Source organism: Salinispora goodfellowii, assembly GCF_059570675.1.
This window is the reverse complement of record NZ_JCANTD010000018.1, coordinates 53,862-70,147: the sequence shown is the minus strand read 5'-3', so window position 1 is coordinate 70,147 and position 16,286 is coordinate 53,862. Positions and strand designations below refer to the sequence as shown.

At 70.3% G+C, this 16,286-nt stretch carries 18 protein-coding genes; 4 read left to right on the top strand and 14 right to left on the bottom strand.

What is annotated here, in order from left to right; genetic code table 11:
• Nucleotides 1-43 precede the first annotated feature (43 nt).
• A complete protein-coding gene (locus T398_RS17150; protein WP_496448146.1) occupies nucleotides 44-805 on the top strand; it encodes an HAD family hydrolase in 762 nt (253 codons plus the stop codon).
• A 7-nt stretch (nucleotides 806-812) separates the two neighbouring features.
• Here T398_RS17150 and T398_RS17145 read toward each other — a convergent pair whose 3' ends face one another.
• The 6 genes from T398_RS17145 to T398_RS17120 all read right to left on the bottom strand — a co-directional run bounded on the left by T398_RS17145 (nucleotide 813) and on the right by T398_RS17120 (nucleotide 5,523).
• The gene (locus T398_RS17145) at nucleotides 813-1,733 is read right to left on the bottom strand and encodes a diacylglycerol kinase family protein (protein ID WP_496448145.1); all 921 of its coding nucleotides are present in this window, start codon (nucleotides 1,731-1,733) and stop codon (nucleotides 813-815) included.
• A 72-nt stretch (nucleotides 1,734-1,805) separates the two neighbouring features.
• Nucleotides 1,806-2,756: a twin-arginine translocase subunit TatC gene (gene tatC, locus T398_RS17140; protein WP_496448143.1), complete on the bottom strand. Its 951-nt coding sequence runs from the start codon at nucleotides 2,754-2,756 to the stop codon at nucleotides 1,806-1,808.
• A gap of 18 nt (nucleotides 2,757-2,774) precedes the next feature.
• On the bottom strand, nucleotides 2,775-3,080 hold the full coding sequence (gene tatA / locus T398_RS17135; RefSeq protein WP_018215406.1) for a Sec-independent protein translocase subunit TatA: 306 nt from the start codon (nucleotides 3,078-3,080) through the stop codon (nucleotides 2,775-2,777).
• Between the two features lie 181 nt (nucleotides 3,081-3,261).
• Nucleotides 3,262-3,510 carry a hypothetical protein gene (locus T398_RS17130; protein WP_496448141.1) on the bottom strand — a complete coding sequence of 83 codons (249 nt, stop codon included), beginning with the start codon at nucleotides 3,508-3,510 and terminating at the stop codon, nucleotides 3,262-3,264.
• Between the two features lie 10 nt (nucleotides 3,511-3,520).
• Nucleotides 3,521-4,534, bottom strand: a complete 1,014-nt coding sequence (locus T398_RS17125; RefSeq protein ID WP_496448140.1) for a helix-turn-helix transcriptional regulator — start codon at nucleotides 4,532-4,534, stop codon at nucleotides 3,521-3,523.
• Nucleotides 4,531-5,523, bottom strand: a complete 993-nt coding sequence (locus tag T398_RS17120) for a helix-turn-helix transcriptional regulator (RefSeq protein ID WP_496448139.1) — start codon at nucleotides 5,521-5,523, stop codon at nucleotides 4,531-4,533. The genes T398_RS17125 and T398_RS17120 overlap by 4 nt, the downstream gene beginning before the upstream one ends.
• Nucleotides 5,524-5,680: 157 nt before the next feature.
• Here T398_RS17120 and T398_RS17115 point away from each other — a divergent pair, with 157 nt between their 5' ends.
• On the top strand, nucleotides 5,681-6,766 hold the full coding sequence (locus tag T398_RS17115; protein ID WP_496448137.1) for a DUF3866 family protein: 1,086 nt from the start codon (nucleotides 5,681-5,683) through the stop codon (nucleotides 6,764-6,766).
• Nucleotides 6,767-6,773: 7 nt separating this feature from the next.
• Here the strand turns inward: T398_RS17115 and T398_RS17110 are convergent, their stop codons facing one another.
• Complete coding sequence (locus T398_RS17110; protein WP_496448136.1) at nucleotides 6,774-6,959, bottom strand: hypothetical protein; 186 nt, start codon at nucleotides 6,957-6,959, stop codon at nucleotides 6,774-6,776.
• A 55-nt stretch (nucleotides 6,960-7,014) separates the two neighbouring features.
• Nucleotides 7,015-8,373: a Pup--protein ligase gene (gene pafA, locus T398_RS17105; RefSeq protein WP_496448135.1), complete on the bottom strand. Its 1,359-nt coding sequence runs from the start codon at nucleotides 8,371-8,373 to the stop codon at nucleotides 7,015-7,017.
• Nucleotides 8,374-8,488: 115 nt separating this feature from the next.
• On the opposite strand from pafA, the gene rfbB reads away from it, so the two are divergent.
• The gene (gene rfbB / locus T398_RS17100; protein WP_496448134.1) at nucleotides 8,489-9,463 is read left to right on the top strand and encodes a dTDP-glucose 4,6-dehydratase; all 975 of its coding nucleotides are present in this window, start codon (nucleotides 8,489-8,491) and stop codon (nucleotides 9,461-9,463) included.
• Nucleotides 9,464-9,490: 27 nt separating this feature from the next.
• On the opposite strand, the gene prcA is transcribed toward rfbB, so the two are convergent.
• The 5 genes from prcA to arc form a co-directional block, all read right to left on the bottom strand.
• Nucleotides 9,491-10,267 carry a proteasome subunit alpha gene (gene prcA, locus T398_RS17095; protein ID WP_496448133.1) on the bottom strand — a complete coding sequence of 259 codons (777 nt, stop codon included), beginning with the start codon at nucleotides 10,265-10,267 and terminating at the stop codon, nucleotides 9,491-9,493.
• 54 nt (nucleotides 10,268-10,321) lie between these two features.
• The gene (gene prcB / locus T398_RS17090; RefSeq protein ID WP_496448132.1) at nucleotides 10,322-11,161 is read right to left on the bottom strand and encodes a proteasome subunit beta; all 840 of its coding nucleotides are present in this window, start codon (nucleotides 11,159-11,161) and stop codon (nucleotides 10,322-10,324) included.
• 150 nt (nucleotides 11,162-11,311) lie between these two features.
• Nucleotides 11,312-11,527 carry a ubiquitin-like protein Pup gene (locus T398_RS17085; protein ID WP_018219802.1) on the bottom strand — a complete coding sequence of 72 codons (216 nt, stop codon included), beginning with the start codon at nucleotides 11,525-11,527 and terminating at the stop codon, nucleotides 11,312-11,314.
• A gap of 104 nt (nucleotides 11,528-11,631) precedes the next feature.
• Complete coding sequence (dop, locus tag T398_RS17080; RefSeq protein WP_496448131.1) at nucleotides 11,632-13,149, bottom strand: depupylase/deamidase Dop; 1,518 nt, start codon at nucleotides 13,147-13,149, stop codon at nucleotides 11,632-11,634.
• Between the two features lie 172 nt (nucleotides 13,150-13,321).
• Nucleotides 13,322-15,103, bottom strand: coding sequence for a proteasome ATPase (gene arc, locus T398_RS17075; protein WP_496448130.1), 1,782 nt, complete (start codon nucleotides 15,101-15,103; stop codon nucleotides 13,322-13,324).
• Nucleotides 15,104-15,274: 171 nt separating this feature from the next.
• Here arc and T398_RS17070 point away from each other — a divergent pair, with 171 nt between their 5' ends.
• Nucleotides 15,275-15,568, top strand: a complete 294-nt coding sequence (locus T398_RS17070) for a ferredoxin (protein ID WP_018219805.1) — start codon at nucleotides 15,275-15,277, stop codon at nucleotides 15,566-15,568.
• 122 nt (nucleotides 15,569-15,690) lie between these two features.
• On the opposite strand, the gene T398_RS17065 is transcribed toward T398_RS17070, so the two are convergent.
• A complete protein-coding gene (locus tag T398_RS17065) occupies nucleotides 15,691-16,263 on the bottom strand; it encodes a hypothetical protein (protein ID WP_496448128.1) in 573 nt (190 codons plus the stop codon).
• Nucleotides 16,264-16,286 lie beyond the last annotated feature (23 nt).

Here is a 16,286-nt window from a genome sequence, read left to right as displayed (position 1 = left end):
ATCCCGTCCGGAGCCGTCCGGGGCGATCGGTAGGGTGCACGGCGTGCCGGACCGTACCGAACCCGCTCAGACAACCGCCCCGGGTCGTGCTGTTGCCCCGACGGCATCCCGCCGTCCCGTGGAAGCGGTGCTCTTCGACTTCCACGGGACGCTCGCGCAGGTGGAGGAGGCCACCGCCTGGGTGACCGCGGCGGCTGCCACCTGTGGAACCATGCTGGAGCGGATCCGCGCCACCGCCCTCGCCGACCGGCTGGTCACCGCCGGCCGGGCCGGGGGGCCACTGCCCCAACGGGTCCCGCCCGCGCTGGCCGAACTCTGGGCCGACCGGGACCTGTACTCGCATGCACACCGCGGCGCGTACACCGGACTCGCGGCGACGATCGACGCCGGGATCGACGGGCTCGCCGACGCGCTCTACGAGCGGTTGCTGGTGCCCGACGGGTGGGTCCCGTACCCGGACACCGCCCCCACCCTGGCCGCGCTGCGTGACGCCGGGGTACGGGTGGGTGTGGTCAGCAACATCGGCTTCGACATCCGGCCGCTCTTTACCGCCTGGGGGCTCGCCGACCTGGTGGACGGGTACGTGCTGTCGTACGAGGTGGGGCGCTGTAAGCCCGACCCGGGTATCTTCCTGCACGCCTGCGGGACGCTGGCTGTTGACCCGGAACGGGTGCTCATGGTTGGGGACACCCCCGCCGACGCGGGCGCGGTGGCGGCCGGCTGCGCGGTGCTGGTGCTCCCGCCCGGCGAGGCGGGCCGGCCGAACGGGCTCGGCGCGGTGCTGGACCTGGCGGTGCCGGGCTGACCGGCGATCAACGCAGCAGCCGCACCGCCGCCGGGGCCGCGGTGATCGTCACCGGCAGTTCGGCCACCGGCTCCCCGTCCGCATAGCTGGTGATGCCCGTGGCGGCCACCTCCACCGTCCGCGCCCGGAAGCTGCGTACCAGCGGGTGGTCAACGTGCGTCCCCGGATAGATGCGGCGTTTGATCCGCAGCAGCGTCCGCCGGTTGAACCGCCCGCCGACCACGACGTCGAGCAGCCCGTCGGTCGGGTCGGCGGCGGGGCAGATCCGCATCCCGCCGCCGTAACGGGCGCAGTTGCCGACCGCCACCAACACGGCGTCCAACTCGTGGGTCACCCCGTCCAGGCGCAACGTGTAACGGCGGGGCCGCAGCCGGGCCAACTCCACCAGAATCGCCAGGTCATAGCGGCGCGGGCCACGGGGCCACCGCATCCGGTTGGCCCGCTCGTTGATGATCGCGTCGATGCCGGCGGCGAGCACCGCCCCGTACCACCGCTGCGTGCCGTCCGCCGCGGTGGTACGGGCCAGGTCGATCGGATGGGAGCGGCCGTGCCGCAGTGCGGCGGCGATCGCGTCGGCCGCGGCGAGGGGGTCGGCCGGGAAGCCGGTGTCACCGGCGAAGTCGTTCCCGGTCCCCGCCGGCACCACCGCGAACGGCACCGCAGTGCCCGCCACCGCCTGTAGCGCCAGGTGCGCGGTCCCGTCACCGCCGACCGCGACCAGCGCCGCCGGGCCATCGGCCACCGCCGCGCGACAGGCCGCCTGAGCCTCCGCCGGAGTCCCCGCCGCAAGCACGCGCACCGGATGACCGCCGGCCGCCAGTCGCTGCACCACAGTGGGCAGCAGCCCGCGGTGGCGCCCCCGGCCGGCGCTCGGGTTGGCCAGGACGGCCACCGGACGACCGGTACCGGTAAAATCGACTGCGGTCACGGCGTGCACCGTACCGGGACGGGACCGGGCCCGCACCCCCACCCGACGCCGCCGGCGGGCAGGGCACCAGCGTCAGGTCATGTCGTCGTAGCGGCGCTCGACCGGCGTGGGTTTGGCGACCGGCTCCGGCTCCGCGACCGAGTCCGGCGCCCCAACCGGCACGCTCGCCTCGATCGGGTCACTCCCCTCCGCCAGCGGCGACGCCTCGTCGTCGGCGAGGCCGGCGTAGCTCTCCTTGCCGCGGCCCCGACGCTTGTCGTTGAGGAACGCGACACCGACGGCCGCGAAGTAGAGGGCACAGAGGCACAAGGCCAACGCGGTCATCCCGAACGGGTCGGGCGTGGGCGTGACCACCGCCGCGAAGGCGAAGAACACGAAGACCGCCACCCGCCACCAGCCCAACAACCGCTTCGCGCTGGCAACGCCGACGAAGTTGAGCATCAACACGATCAGCGGGAACTCGAACGCCACCCCGAACAGCAGGATCAGGTTGGTGACGAACGAGATGTACCGGGTGATGTCGAGGGTGGTGTTGATCTCGGGGCCGGAGACCTGCAGCAGGAACTCCAGGCCCTTGGCGGTCACGAAGTACGCCAGCACCGCGCCGGCGGCGAACAGCGGCGCCGCGAGCGCGGTGAAGGCGTACGCGTAGCGCCGCTCGTGCTTGTGCAGGCCGGGGGCGATGAAGGCCCACAGCTGGTACAGCCAGACCGGTGCGGCGAGGATCAGCCCCACCCACAGACCGATCTTGAGGTTGAGCAGGAACAGGTCAGCGGGACCGAGCTGCACGAAGTCGCAGGCGCCGTCGGTGGTCTGCGCCTGGGGTAGCTCGCAGTAGGGCCGCTGCAAGACGCCGCGCACCGGCCCGGCGAGCCAGAGGCCGACGCCGAAGCCGACCAGGATCGCCAGCGACGCCTTGAACAGCCGGTTGCGCAGCTCGCGGACGTGCTCGACCAGCGTCATCGAGCCTTCCGAGGCCCGTTGGAAACTGCTCGGGCCGCGTTTACGCAGGGCGAAGGCCACGGTGGTGGGGCCCCTCGATCAGTTGTCGCGGGTGCGCTGCACCGGGTCAACGACCGGCTGCTGCTGCGGCGGGGCCGGGTAGGTCGGCTGCTGGGGGTACGGCTGCCCCTGCTGCACCTGCGGCGGCAGCGGCTGGTGGCCGGCCTGGGCGTCGGCCTTCTCGGCCAGGTCACGGTCGTCGTCGTGCAGGCTCTTCGTCTCGGCCTTGATGATCCGCAGCGAACGGCCCAGCGAGCGGGCCGCGTCGGGGAGCCGCTTCGCGCCGAAGAGCAGGATCAGCACGACCACGAGTACGGCGATGTGCCATGGCCTTAGGGCACCCATGGGAAGCTCCGGTCTCTCGGTGTCGGGCAGGTGGTGTCGCAGCCATCGTACGTGCGTCCGGCGGCGTTGCCACCCGCTGGGCGCTACGGGACCATGCCGGCTGGGTGAAGTCTAGGCCAACCGCGGATGTCCCCAACAGGCCGCTTCGCCCCGATCCGGGCCGCCGTGGACGGCGCGGGTGCTACCCGCCGCGGCGGGACCGGACCGCTGCGGCCCGGTGCTGGATGGTCGCCAGCTGCTCCTGCAACCCTTCGGCCCGCGCCTGCAGCGCCACCGCGGTCGTCTGAAGCGCCGCGGCCTCGTCCGCGTGCCGTTGCAACGCCACCGCGGCCCGCCGCAGCCGACGCAGCCGGGTCAACACCGGCCGCACGGCCAGCCCGAGCAGCACAAACGGGAGCAGCACCAGCGCGACCACGATCCACACCACCACGGCGCCCAGCCTACTGGCCCTGCCATGCCGTCGCCGGGCCGGCCACCGCGCCCGGCGGCGGGGTCGCGTACGCCGCAAGGGCTGCGGTCGCTGCGCCATGCACCTGTGCGGCCAGCTCCGCCGGCGCCACCACGGTGACCTCCGGGCCCAGGCCCAGCACGAAGCGGCGGGCCCAGCCCAGGTCGGTGACCCGGAGCGAAACCAACCACTCGCCCGCACCTGGCTCGACCCGCTCACACGGGTAGTACTCGGTGATCCACCGCTCACTCCGACCGATCCGCAGGGTGACCAGCGGCAGATCCGCCGTGGGCCGGAAGGCACCGCCGGTGAGGTCGTGCGGCACCGCCTGCGCCGGCACCCGCGCCGGCTCGTCCAACCGGGTCACCGCGTCGATCCGGTCGACCCGGAACATCCGCATCCCCTCCGCCCGGCGGCACCATGCCTCCAGGTACGCCCGGCCGCCGATGACGAGCATTCGCAGGGGGTCGACGGTCCGCTCGATCGTCTCGTCCCGGGCCACCGAGTAGTAGGTGATCCGCAACGCCCGGCCGCTCTCCACCGCCGCCCGCAGCTCCGCCACCCGGTGGTTGTCCGCCGGCAGCCGTACCGCGACCGGGGTGCCCAACCCGTCACCCGCGGCATTCTCGATCTTGACCAGAGCCCGCTCCACCGCTTCCCGGTTGGCCACCCCCGGCGTCTCCGCCAACATCCGCAGCGCCACGACCAGCGCAAGGGCCTCGTCGGGAGTCAGCCGCAACGGCCGATCAATGCCGGCGTCGTAGGTGATCGTCACCCGGTCCCCGTCGAAGGCCATGTCGATCAGGTCCCCCGGGCCGTAGCCCGGCAGCCCGCAGACCCAGAGCAGCTCCAGGTCCTCCCGCAGCTGCCGCTCGGTCACCCCAAGGTCACCCGCCGCCTCGGCGATCTCGATGCCGGGCCGGGCCAACAGGAAGGGCACCAGGTTGAGCAGCCGGGCCAACCGGTCCGCAGAGGTACGGGACCCGGGCCGGGCCGACCCGGTCACCGGGCACTCCCCGCAACGACGTCGTGGCGCGCGGCGATCTCCTTGAGTCGCTGGATGACCGCCTCCCGCACCTCCGGTGGGTCGAGCACCCGCACGTCCGGGCCGTAGCCGACGAGCTGACCGGCGAGCGCCTCCGGATCCGCGTACGGCAGGACGAGCTGGTCACCGGTAGCTCCCGAGGTCGTCTCCACCGCCCACCGGCGCAACCCGGCGGCCCGGTTGGGCGCGACGAGCACCCGGGCGCGGCCGGTACGCTCCACCCGACCCGACGAGCGAGCGACATAGCTGATCAGGTCCACCTCGCCCGGCGGCTCATACGCCCCCGACGGGCCCACCGTCCGAACCGCCCCCACCACCCGGGAGAGGCGGAAGCAGCGGGCCGCGGCCCGATCCAGGTCGTGCCCCACCACATACCACCGGCCCCGCCAGCAGACCACCCCCCACGGCTGCAGCCGGCGGGCAGACGGCTCGTCCCGGTCCGGCACCCGATAGTCGAAGGCCACCTCGCGGCGGTCCCGGGCCGCCGCGGTCAGCGGCGCGAAGGCCGGATCCACGGTCACCATCGGCTCCAGCCCGAGCGTGGCCTGTGGGTCCACGTCGACGCCGGCCGCGCGCAGCTTCGCCAACCCGGACGACGCGGCGGCGGCCAGACCAGCGTGCTGCCACAGCCGGGCGGCGATGCCAACCGCCGCGGCCTCGTCCGGCTCGAGCGGGATCTCGGGCAACGCATACTGCCGGCGGGCGATGCGATATCCCGGCTCGAGGTCGAAGGCACTGGCCGTCCCGGTCTCCAACGGGACACCGAGCTCGCGCAGCTCGGCCTTGTCCCGCTCAAACTTGCGTTGGAACGCCTCGTGGTCCCGCACGTCGTGCGGATCATGCTGGTAGCCGGGCACGGTCGCGGCGATCTGCACGGCGGTCAGGAACCGTCGCGTGGACAGGAGACAGATCACCAGGTTGACCAGGCGTTCGGTACGGGTCCGCGACACGGTACGACGCTAGCAGCCATCGCTGGCGAACAAATGTACCTATCACGCCGCGCGTCTCGCCCCGGTCGGTCACCGGGGCCGGTCAACCGGAGGGGTCCCGCCGCCCAGGGCACCCCGGACGTCGGGCCCACCCGACTCGACCGCTAGCGTCGCGCGCATGGTGCGATGGCGGTCGGGAACGGTAACGGCGGTCCGGCGGGAATGGAACGGCGCGGTCGAGTTGGCCGTCACCCTCCCCGACGACTCGACGATGCGCGCGCTCGCCTACCCCGAGTTGGTGGGTCAACCACGCGTCGGCGATCGGGTGCTGCTCAACGTCGGCGCCCTGCTGATGGGCCTCGGCACCGGCGGCTACGCCCTGGTCGTGGCCCTGCCGGACCGGCTGCCACCGGATCCGCCCGCACCGGCGGACAATCGGGCCGGCGGCCACCTGGTCAAAGCGCGCTACACCCCGCTACAGCCGATCCTGCTCGGCGTGGACGAGGAGGCGTCGCCGCACCGGGCGGCCCTAGCCGACGCCGACGACCTGGACGGCCTGCCCGTGGTTACCGCCGACCTACACTCCGCTCTCCCGGCGGTACTCGCCGGGATCTGCGCCGACGCACCCGACGCACGGGTGGCGTACCTGCTCACCGATGGGGGCGCGCTGCCGGCGTGGTTCTCCCGCACCCTTGCTGGGCTCCGCGGACACCTCGTTGGCACGATCAGCGTGGGGCAGGCGTTCGGCGGCGACCTGGAGGCGAGCACCCTACACTCCGGCCTGCTCGCCGCGCGGCATGTGCTCCACGCCGACCTGGCCGTCGTCGCCCAGGGCCCCGGCAACCTCGGTACCGGCACCCGTTGGGGCTTCTCCGGGGTGGCCGTCGGCGAGGCGGTCAACGCGATCGCTGCACTGGGTGGGCGGCCGGTCGGCTCCCTCCGCATCTCCGCCGCGGACCCCCGCCCCCGACACCACGGCGTCTCCCACCACAGCCTGACCGCGTACGGCCGGGTAGCCCTGGCCCCCGCTGAGTTGGTCGTGCCCGACCAACTCGAGCCGGCGCTGGCCGCTGCGGTCGAGACGGCACTGGCCCCGCTCACCGCCCGGCACCAGGTGCGCCGGGTACCGGTGACCGGCCTCGACGCCGCGCTGCGGGCCAGCCCGGTGCCGCTGTCGACGATGGGTCGCGGCCTGGATGCGGACCACGCCTACTTCCTCGCCGCCGCCGCGGCCGGACGGCACGCCGCGCGGCTCGCCCGCTGACCCCCGCTCAGGCCATGATCAACAAGATGGCCAAACCCACCACCATCGCGACCAGGGCGAGCGCCAGCACCCAGGTGGGCACCGTGTACTCGCCGCGGCGGTTTCGCTCGATCTCGGCACGAATCTTCTGGCGGCGGCGCTCGGTCCAGCTCTGCTTCTCGGAGCCGGAACCGCCCGGGTGACTTGGCATCATGGCCTGGCCAGCCTACCCGGCAACCGCCGGGCAGGCTCACCCGCGCCCGTCCCGCTCACATGCTGGCGATCAGCCGCTCCACCCGCTCGTCGTACGCCCGGAAGGGGTCCTTGCACAACACGGTGCGCTGCGCCTGGTCGTTGAGCTTCAGGTGCACCCAGTCAACGGTGAAGTCCCGCCGCTTCTCCTGGGCGTGCCGGATGAACTCGCCCCGCAGCCGCGCGCGGGTGGTCTGCGGCGGTGTCTCCTTCGCCTCGAAGATCTCCGGGTCGGTCGCCGCCCGGTCCACCTGGCCCCGCCGTTCCAGCAAGCCATACAGACCCCGGCCGCGACGGAGGTCGTGGTAGGCCAGATCCATCTGCGCCACCCGCGGATGCGACAACGGCAGCTCATGCTTGCGTTGATACCGCTCGATCAGATGTAGCTTGGTCACCCAGTCGATCTCCCGGGCCACCGGCTCCAGATCACCGGTCTCCACCGCCCGCAGCACCCGACCCCAGAGCTCCACCACCCGCTTCGCCGTCTGATCGCCGCCGCGTCGTTCGACGAACTCCGTGGCCTTCGCCAGATACTCCTGCTGGACCTCCAGCGCGCTGATCTCCTTTCCGGAAGCCAGCCGGACCTTCCGCCGTCCAGTGATGTCGTGCGACACCTCGCGGATCGCGCGGATCGGGTTCTCCAGCGTCAGGTCCCGTATCACCACCCCGGACTCGATCATCCGAAGCACGATGTCCGCGGCGCCCACCTTCAGCAGGGTGGTGACCTCGTTCATGTTCGAGTCGCCGACGATCACGTGCAGTCGGCGGTACCGCTCCGCGTCCGCGTGCGGCTCGTCCCGGGTGTTGATGATCGGCCGGCTCCGGGTGGTCGCCGACGAGACCCCCTCCCAGATGTGCTCGGCCCGCTGCGACAGGCAGTAGACAGCCCCCCGCGGCGTCTGGAGGACCTTCCCCGCACCACAGATCAACTGCCGGGTGACCAGGAACGGGATCAATACATCCGCCAACCGGCCGAACTCGCCGTGCCGGGAGACGAGGAAGTTCTCGTGACACCCGTACGAGTTCCCGGCCGAATCGGTGTTGTTCTTGAACAGGTAGATCTCACCCGCGATGCCCTCATCGTGCAACCGCTTCTCCGCATCGACGAGCAGCCCCTCCAGGATCCGCTCGCCGGCACGGTCGTGCGCCACCAGATCGGCCACCGAGTCGCACTCCGGTGTCGCGTACTCCGGGTGCGAGCCGACATCCAGGTACAGCCGGGCGCCGTTACGCAGGAAGACATTGCTCGACCGGCCCCACGACACCACCCGCCGGAACAGGTACCGCGCGACCTCGTCGGGGGACAACCGGCGCTGCCCACGATAGGTGCAGGTGACGCCGTACTCGGTCTCGAGGCCGAAGATTCGCCGCTCCATGATGAGACACTAGCCGCACAAGGCGACATCTGGGCAGTGCTCACCACACCCGTCCCCACCGGCTCGCGGCCGACTGTCGCCCGCGCCGCCCCGACCCCCAGGTACGGTGCAAGCCGTGAGGATCCTCGTCACCGGCGGGGCCGGCTTCATCGGTTCAGCGTATGTGCGCCGGCTACTCCGCGACCCCGAACCGGTTCCCCGGCCAGACCGGGTAACCGTGCTCGACTCGTTCACGTACGCCGGCACCGACGGCAGCCTCGCCCCCGTCCGAGACGACCCCCGCCTACACGTCGTCCACGGCGATGTACGCGACGTCAAGCTGGTGGACACCACCGTCGCCGGACACGACGTCATCGTCCACTTCGCCGCAGAATCCCACGTGGACCGTTCCATCCACAGCGCCAGCCCGTTCGTCAGCACCAACGTGGACGGCACCGCTGTCCTGCTCGACGCCGCCCTGCGGCACCGCACCGGACGGTTTCTCCACGTCTCCACCGACGAGGTGTACGGCTCCATCGACCAGGGCTCATGGCCCCCCTCAGCGCCGCTGAACCCGAGTTCCCCGTACTCGGCCAGCAAAGCCGCCGCCGACCTGCTCGCCCTCTCCTACCACCGCACCCACGGGTTGGACGTGATCATTACCCGGGGCGCCAACAACTATGGTCCCTTTCAGCACCCCGAGAAGCTGATCCCCCGCTTCGTCACCAACCTTATCGATGGACACAACCTGCCGCTGTACGGTGACGGCGGTGAGATCCGGGACTGGCTACACGTGGAGGACCACTGCCGCGGCATCGCGCTGGCACAGCGGGACGGCCGGGCCGGAATGGTGTACCACCTCGGCGGGGGCACTGCCCTGACCAACCGGGCACTGACCGGCGCGCTGCTCACGACATTCAACGTCGGTTGGGATCGGGTGACACCGGTAACCGACCGAAAGGGCCACGACCGCCGGTACGCCCTCGACACCACCGCGACAAAGCGCGATCTCGGCTGGGAACCCACCGTCGACTTCGATCAGGGTTTGGCCGCCACCATCGACTGGTACCGGGAGAGCCGGGCCTGGTGGGAGCCGCTGATCGAGGCGTGAACGGCCGCATCCGTGGCCCTGGCGGGCCTAGGAATCCCGACGTTGCGCCGCCTCGGTCGAATCCGCCGCCTCGGTCGAGACTTCCGCCGATGCGGCCGCGGCCTCGCCATCGTCGAGCAGGGCGGTCAACGCCGCGCCGGTGACCCGCCGGAAGGTCCGCCCGGCCCGGCCACGGTCCAGGATGGCGACCTCCAACTGGTCGGCCGCGATCGTGCGGGCAGCCCCGCCCTCCCCGCCGACGCTGCCCAGGGCCTGTACCGCCACCTTGACCGCGTCGCCCAGCGACATGTCCGGACGGTGGTTCGACTTCAGCACCCCAGCGATCGCCTCGGTCTGACCGCCCATCGCCATCCGGCCGGGCTCATCGTTGACAGAGCCGTCGTAGGTCAACCGGTACAGCTCGTCCTCCGCCGCGGTTGTCCCGACCTGGGCGACACAGATCTCCACCTCAAACGGCTTGGACTGCTCGGTGAAGATCGCCCCAAGCGTCTGCGCGAACGCGTTGGCGAGCGCCCGCCCAGTCACATCCCGCCGGTCGTAGCTCAGACCGTTCAGGTCAGCCATCCGCACACCCGCCCGCCGCAGGTTCTCGAACTCGTTGTATCGGCCCACCGCGGCGAAGCCGATCCGATCGTAGATCTCACCGACCTTGTGCAGGGCGCTGGAGAGGTTCTCCGCGACGAAGAGCACCCCGCCGACGTAACTCAGGACCACCGCGCTGCGCCCGCGGGCGATGCCCTTGCGGGCCAGCTCGGAGCGGTCGCGCATGATCTGCTCGGGCGAGGCGTAGAACTGCATGGCCACGACAGAAGTTCTCCTTACGGCGCTGTGCTGGTCGATGGGGGTCGGGTAGCGGGCTCAGCCGCCTGGATTCTCCATCCGGCCGGCGACCACACTTTCGGCGATCGCCGCCGTCTCCGCCTCGGTGAGTCGGTGTGTGCCCTCGGCCGTGGCGGACATCACCACCGGATAGATCCGCCGGGTCAGGTCCGGCCCGCCGGTCGCGGTGTCGTCGTCAGCCGCGTCGTACAGGGCCTCCACGGCCAGGCGCACCGCATCGTCAACGGAGAGCCCGTACCGGAACCGCTTCTTCAGCGCCGACTTGGCGAACAACGAGCCGGAGCCCACCGCGTCGTAACCGGTCTCCTCGTAGGGACCGCCGGTCACGTCGAAGCTGAAGATCCGACCGGCCTTCGCCGGGTCCGTTGCGGCCAGGTCGAACCCGGCGAAGAGCGGGACCACAGCGAGCCCCTGCATCGCCGCGCCGAGATTGCCCCGCACCATCGCGGCCAACCGGTTGGCCTTACCGTCGAGCGAGAGCATCGCGCCCTCGATCTTCTCGTAGTGCTCCAGCTCGACCTGGAAAAGTCGGATCAGCTCGATCCCGATTCCGGCGGCACCCGCCATACCCACCAGGGAGTACGCGTCCGCCGGATACACCTTCTCGATGTCTCGCTGGGCGATCAGGTTGCCCATGGTGGCCCGGCGATCACCCGCCAGCACGACCCCACCGGCGGCGGCGATGGCGATGATGGTGGTGGCGTGCGGCGTCAGGTCCGTGGCCATCCCGGGCGGCAGCGGCCGTCGTCCGGGCAGCAGCTCCGGCGCCGCCTGGCTCAGGAACGTGGAGAAGGAGGACGTTCCCGCGCTGGTGAACAGATCCGGAAGACGCCCGGATGGGTCGAAAGCCACTGCCACGTGGTTCCTCTCAGGTACGTGATCGTCCTGGTCGGTCTGCCCGGACCTCTCCGGAACCAGCCAGGACCACCGTTGCGGTTTAAGCAGGGTATCCCGCACCCTTCCGGCGCGGTGATCGTGTCCAGGTGGTGGCGAATCCTGCCCCGACTCCTATTCGCCACCCTTTTGCACGTAGCCCCGGACGAACTCCTCGGCGTTTTCCTCAAGGACGGAGTCGATCTCGTCGAGTAGGTCGTCCACGTCCTCGGTGATCTCGGCGTGGCGCTCGGCGGCCTCCGCGCTCGCCTCCGTCGTGACGTCCTCGATCTCCTCGCTCTGCTGGGACCGGCCGGTCTGCGACTGCCCACCGCTGTCACGGCTCGCCATGGCTGCCTCCTCCACGATCGTCTGCGACGAACTTACCTCGCGCGGACGACGAAATGGCCCGTCGCGCGCCAGTCACGTGACCCCGGGCCACCGCGTGGGACGGCTCAACCACCGGTGAGCGTCTCCAGCAGATCCTTGGCGCTCTCGCAGCGGTCAAAGAGGGCACCGACGTGCGCGCGGGTGCCGCGCTCCGGCTCCATCATCGGCACCCGCACCAGCGACTCCCGGCCCACGTCGAAGATGACCGAATCCCAACTCGCCGCAACCACCTCGGAGGCGAACTGGGCGAGGCAGCGGCCCCGGAAGTAGGCCCGGGTGTCCTCCGGCGGCTCGGTCATCGCGACCTGGGCCGCCTCCTGGGGCAGCAGTGTCCGCATCGCACCCCGCGACACCAACCGGTGGTAGAGCCCCTTCTCCGGGCGAACATCGGAGTACTGCAGGTCGACCAGTTGCAGCTTGGACGCCCCCCAGCCGAGCTTCTCCCGCTCCCGGTAGCCCTCCAGCAACCGCAGCTTCGCCACCCAGTCGAGCTCCTCAGCGCAGAGGAAGACGTCCCGGCCCAGGCGGTCCAGCACGCTCTCCCACCGTTCCAACACGTCGGCGGTCTGCTCGTCGACGTCGCTGCCGTACCGGTCGTCCACGAAGGAGCGCACCCGCTCGTAGTAGGCCCACTGAACATCCAACGCGGTGAGCCGCCGCCCGTCCCGCAGCCGCATGAGGTGGCCGAGGGAGGGGTCGCGGCTGACCGCACGGAGCTCACTGACCGGGTCCGCGATGCCGAGGTCAGCGACGAGCGCCTTCTCCTCGATCATGGTGAGAATCAGCGCGGTCGTGCCGACCTTGAGGTACGTGGAGATCTCCGACAGATTGGCGTCGCCGATGATGACGTGCAGCCGGCGGTACTTGTCGGCATCGGCGTGCGGCTCGTCGCGCGTGTTGATGATGGGCCGCTTGAGCGTGGTCTCCAGCCCCACCTCGACCTCGAAGAAGTCGGCGCGCTGGGAGATCTGGAAGCCACTCTGCCCGCCGTCCTGGCCGAGGCCGACCCGCCCGGTCCCGGCGACGATCTGCCGGGTGACAAAGAACGGGGTCAGATACGTGACGATGTCGGCGAAAGGGGTCTGCCGCCGCATCAGGTAGTTCTCGTGGGCGCCGTAACTGGCGCCCTTGTTGTCGGTGTTGTTCTTGTACAGGTGAATGGGGTGGCTACCGGGGATGGTGGCGGCCCGTCGGGCCGCCTCGGCCATCACCAGTTCCCCCGCCTTGTCCCAGCGCACCAGGTCCCACGGGTTGGTCACCTCGGGAGTGGAGTACTCCGGGTGGGCATGGTCCACGTACAGCCGGGCGCCGTTGGTGAGGATCACGTTGGCCAGGCCGAGATCCTCGTCGGCGAGGGCCTCGGCCGGGTCGTACGCGGCACCGGAATAGGTGAAGCCACGAGCGTCGCGCAGCGGCGACTCCTCCTCGTAGTCCCAGCGAGCGCGCCCCCCGCGGTTGAGTTCGGGGCGCGCCCCGTAGGCGTTGACCACCTGCGAGGAGGTGACCATCGGGTTGGCCCCGACCTGACTGGGAACGGAGATGCCGTACTCGACCTCGGTGCCCATGATCCGTCTAACGCTCATCAACCTACCCGCTTCACTCGCCCCGACCGATCCCTTCGTCGAGAGTAGTCGGCATCGCACCCGATCGTGACGTCGCGGTGCGGAGCAATTACCCAGCGAACGGTACGGACCCGCACCCAGCGGAGGTTACGGGCCCGGGTCCAACCACGACCCGGGCCCGTAACCTCCGTCGTCAGAGATACTGGCCGGTGTTACTGGCGGTCTCGATGGACCGGCCCGCATCGGCGCCCTTGCCGCCGGAGACGAGCGTACGGATGTAGACGATCCGCTCGCCCTTCTTTCCGGAGATCCGCGCCCAGTCGTCGGGGTTGGTGGTGTTGGGTAGGTCCTCGTTCTCTCGGAACTCGTCAACGCAGGCATCGAGGAGGTGTTGCAGCCGCAGGCCCTTCCGGGCCGAGGTGAGGAACTCCTTGATGGCCATCTTCTTGCCCCGGTCCACGATGTTCTGGATCATCGCCCCGGAGTTGAAGTCCTTGAAGTAGAGGACGTCCTTGTCGCCGTTGGCGTAGGTGACCTCGAGGAAGCGGTTCTCCTCGGTTTCCGAGTACATCCGCAGAACGACCGCGTCGATCATCGCCGCCACGGTGGCCTGCGGATCGCTGCCGTGCTCGGCCAGGTCGTCCGGGTGCAGGGGCAGGCCGGGGAGGATGTACTTGGAGAAGATGTCCTTCGCCGCCTCGGCATCCGGCCGCTCGATCTTGATTTTGACATCCAGCCGACCTGGCCGCAGGATCGCCGGATCGATCATGTCCTCCCGGTTGGAGGCGCCGATGACGATGACGTTTTCCAGGCCCTCCACCCCATCGATCTCGCTGAGTAGCTGCGGGACGATGGTGTTCTCCACATCCGACGAGACACCGGAGCCCCGGGTACGGAACACGGAGTCCATCTCGTCGAAGAACACGATCACCGGCGTGCCCTCGCCGGCCTTCTCCCGGGCCCGCTGGAAGACCAGCCGGATGTGCCGCTCGGTCTCGCCGACGTACTTGTTGAGCAGCTCCGGACCCTTGATGTTGAGGAAGTAGCTGGTGTGCTTCTCCTCGCCACGTCGCTCGGCGATCTTCTTCGCCAGCGAGTTGGCCACCGCCTTGGCGATCAGCGTCTTGCCGCAGCCCGGCGGGCCGTAGAGCAGAATGCCCTTCGGTGGCCGAAGCTGGTGCTCCCGGAACAGGTCGGCGTGCAGGAACGGCAGCTCCACCGCGTCGCGGATCTGCTCGATCTGCGCGTGAAGACCACCGATGTCGGTGTAGTCGACGTCCGGCACCTCCTCCAGGACCAGCTCCTCGACCTCGCTCTTCGGAATCCGCTCATAGGCGTACGCCGAGCGCGGCTCGATCATGAGGGAGTCACCCGCCCGAATCGGGGCCTCGATCAACGTCTCCGCGAGGTGCACGACGCGCTCCTCGTCCGAGTGGGAGACCACGAGGGCGCGGTCGGCGGGAGCGCCGTCCGGCCCGGCGAGCACCTCCTTGAGCATGACCACCTCACCGGCCCGCTCATAGCCGAACGCGTCAACGATGTTGAGCGCATCGTTGAGCAGCACCTCCTGCCCCCGGCGCAGGTCGGTCACCTCCAGGGACGGTGAGACGGCTACCCGGAGCTTCCGGCCACCGGTGAACACATCCACCGTGCCATCGTCGTGTCGCGCCAGGAAGACCCCGTAGCCGCTCGGCGGCTGGGCGAGCCGGTCGATCTCCTCCTTGAGCGTCACGATCTGCGCTCGCGCCTCCTTGAGAGTGCTCACGAGCCGCTCATTGTTCTCAGTCAGCCGCGCCAGTTGCGCCTGGGCGACCGCCAGCCGCTCTTCGAGCTGCCGGACCTGTTGGGGGCTTTCGGTCAACTTGCGCCGCACCAGAGCGAGTTCCTCTTGCAGGAACGCGACCTGCGTGGAGAGATCGTGGGCCTCCTTCTCCCACCGTGCGGCGCGCGAGTCCACGTCGTCGCTGCGTGCCACGTCCCACCTCCCCGGGCTTGAACGTTCTGCCCTAACACTAGCCGCTATGAGGCCGATTCGGTCCCATGCGACACCCTCGTCACCGAACCTTGATCGCTCCGGGTGGGCCCGGGAACACCTCCGACGGTTCGGGTACCGTCAAGGCGAACGACGGACGAACCTGGGGGAACGGTGATCGAGGTCGCGACGGGCCAGCTACAGGTCTGGGTGGACCAGGACCTGTGCACGGGCGATGGGCTCTGCGTCCAGTACGCGCCAGAGGTCTTCGAGTTCGACATCGACGGCCTGGCCTACGTCAAAGGACCGGATGGTGAGCTGGTGCAGGCCCCGGGTGGCCGGGTAGAGGTGCCGGAACACCTCCGCCTTGAGGTCATCGACTCGGCGAAGGAGTGCCCGGGCGAGTGCATCCACGTGCTCCGCACCGGCGACGGCACACCAGTCGCGGGCCCGGAAGCCGAAGACTGACGGCCACCGCCGGGTGGACGCCACCGCCGGTCGTGGTGCTGCCGCACCGAGCCGCTCCCGGCCGAGCGCGAGCAGTCAGCCCTCAGCCGCGAGCAGTCAGCCCTCAGCCGAGTGGGCGCTACTCAGCGCAGTGGCCGACCGACGGCCGAGGCGACCAACCGGGCGAACTCCTCCAGGCGGGCGATCTGCCCGGCGCCGCCGTCGTCCAGGGTCTTGCCGAAGCGTAACGCGTCGTGCCGGGGAGAACCGGCCCCCTCCTCGCCCGACGGCACCTCGTCCAGCGACCTCAACAACAGGTATACATCGATGCCGTCCACCCGCACGGTCCCGTCGTCGGCGCGGGTGAGTCGCCGCCGGCAGCCGACCTCGGTGACCGAGGAGACCGGAACCACCCGCAGCGAAGAGGTCATCGAGCCAGGTGGGCCGTCTCCGGGCGGGATGTCCTCGCCGTGCCACAGGACCAGGCGGCTGCCATCACAGATGACCACCTCCTGCCAGACGCCGTTGACCTCGTTGACGAACCGCTCCAGGGTGAAGCCGAGCACGGAGGCGCCGCGGAGCACCCCGCCGAGAGCCTCCAGGGCCACGTCCGGGTCGCGCAGGTAGGCGCGTGCCGCGGACTCGAGGTCCCGATACGGCGACCAGTCCGGAAACACCGCTGGTACGTCACCACCGCCCAGGCCCGGCCGTTTCATTCCGCCTCCCCGCACCACCGGTC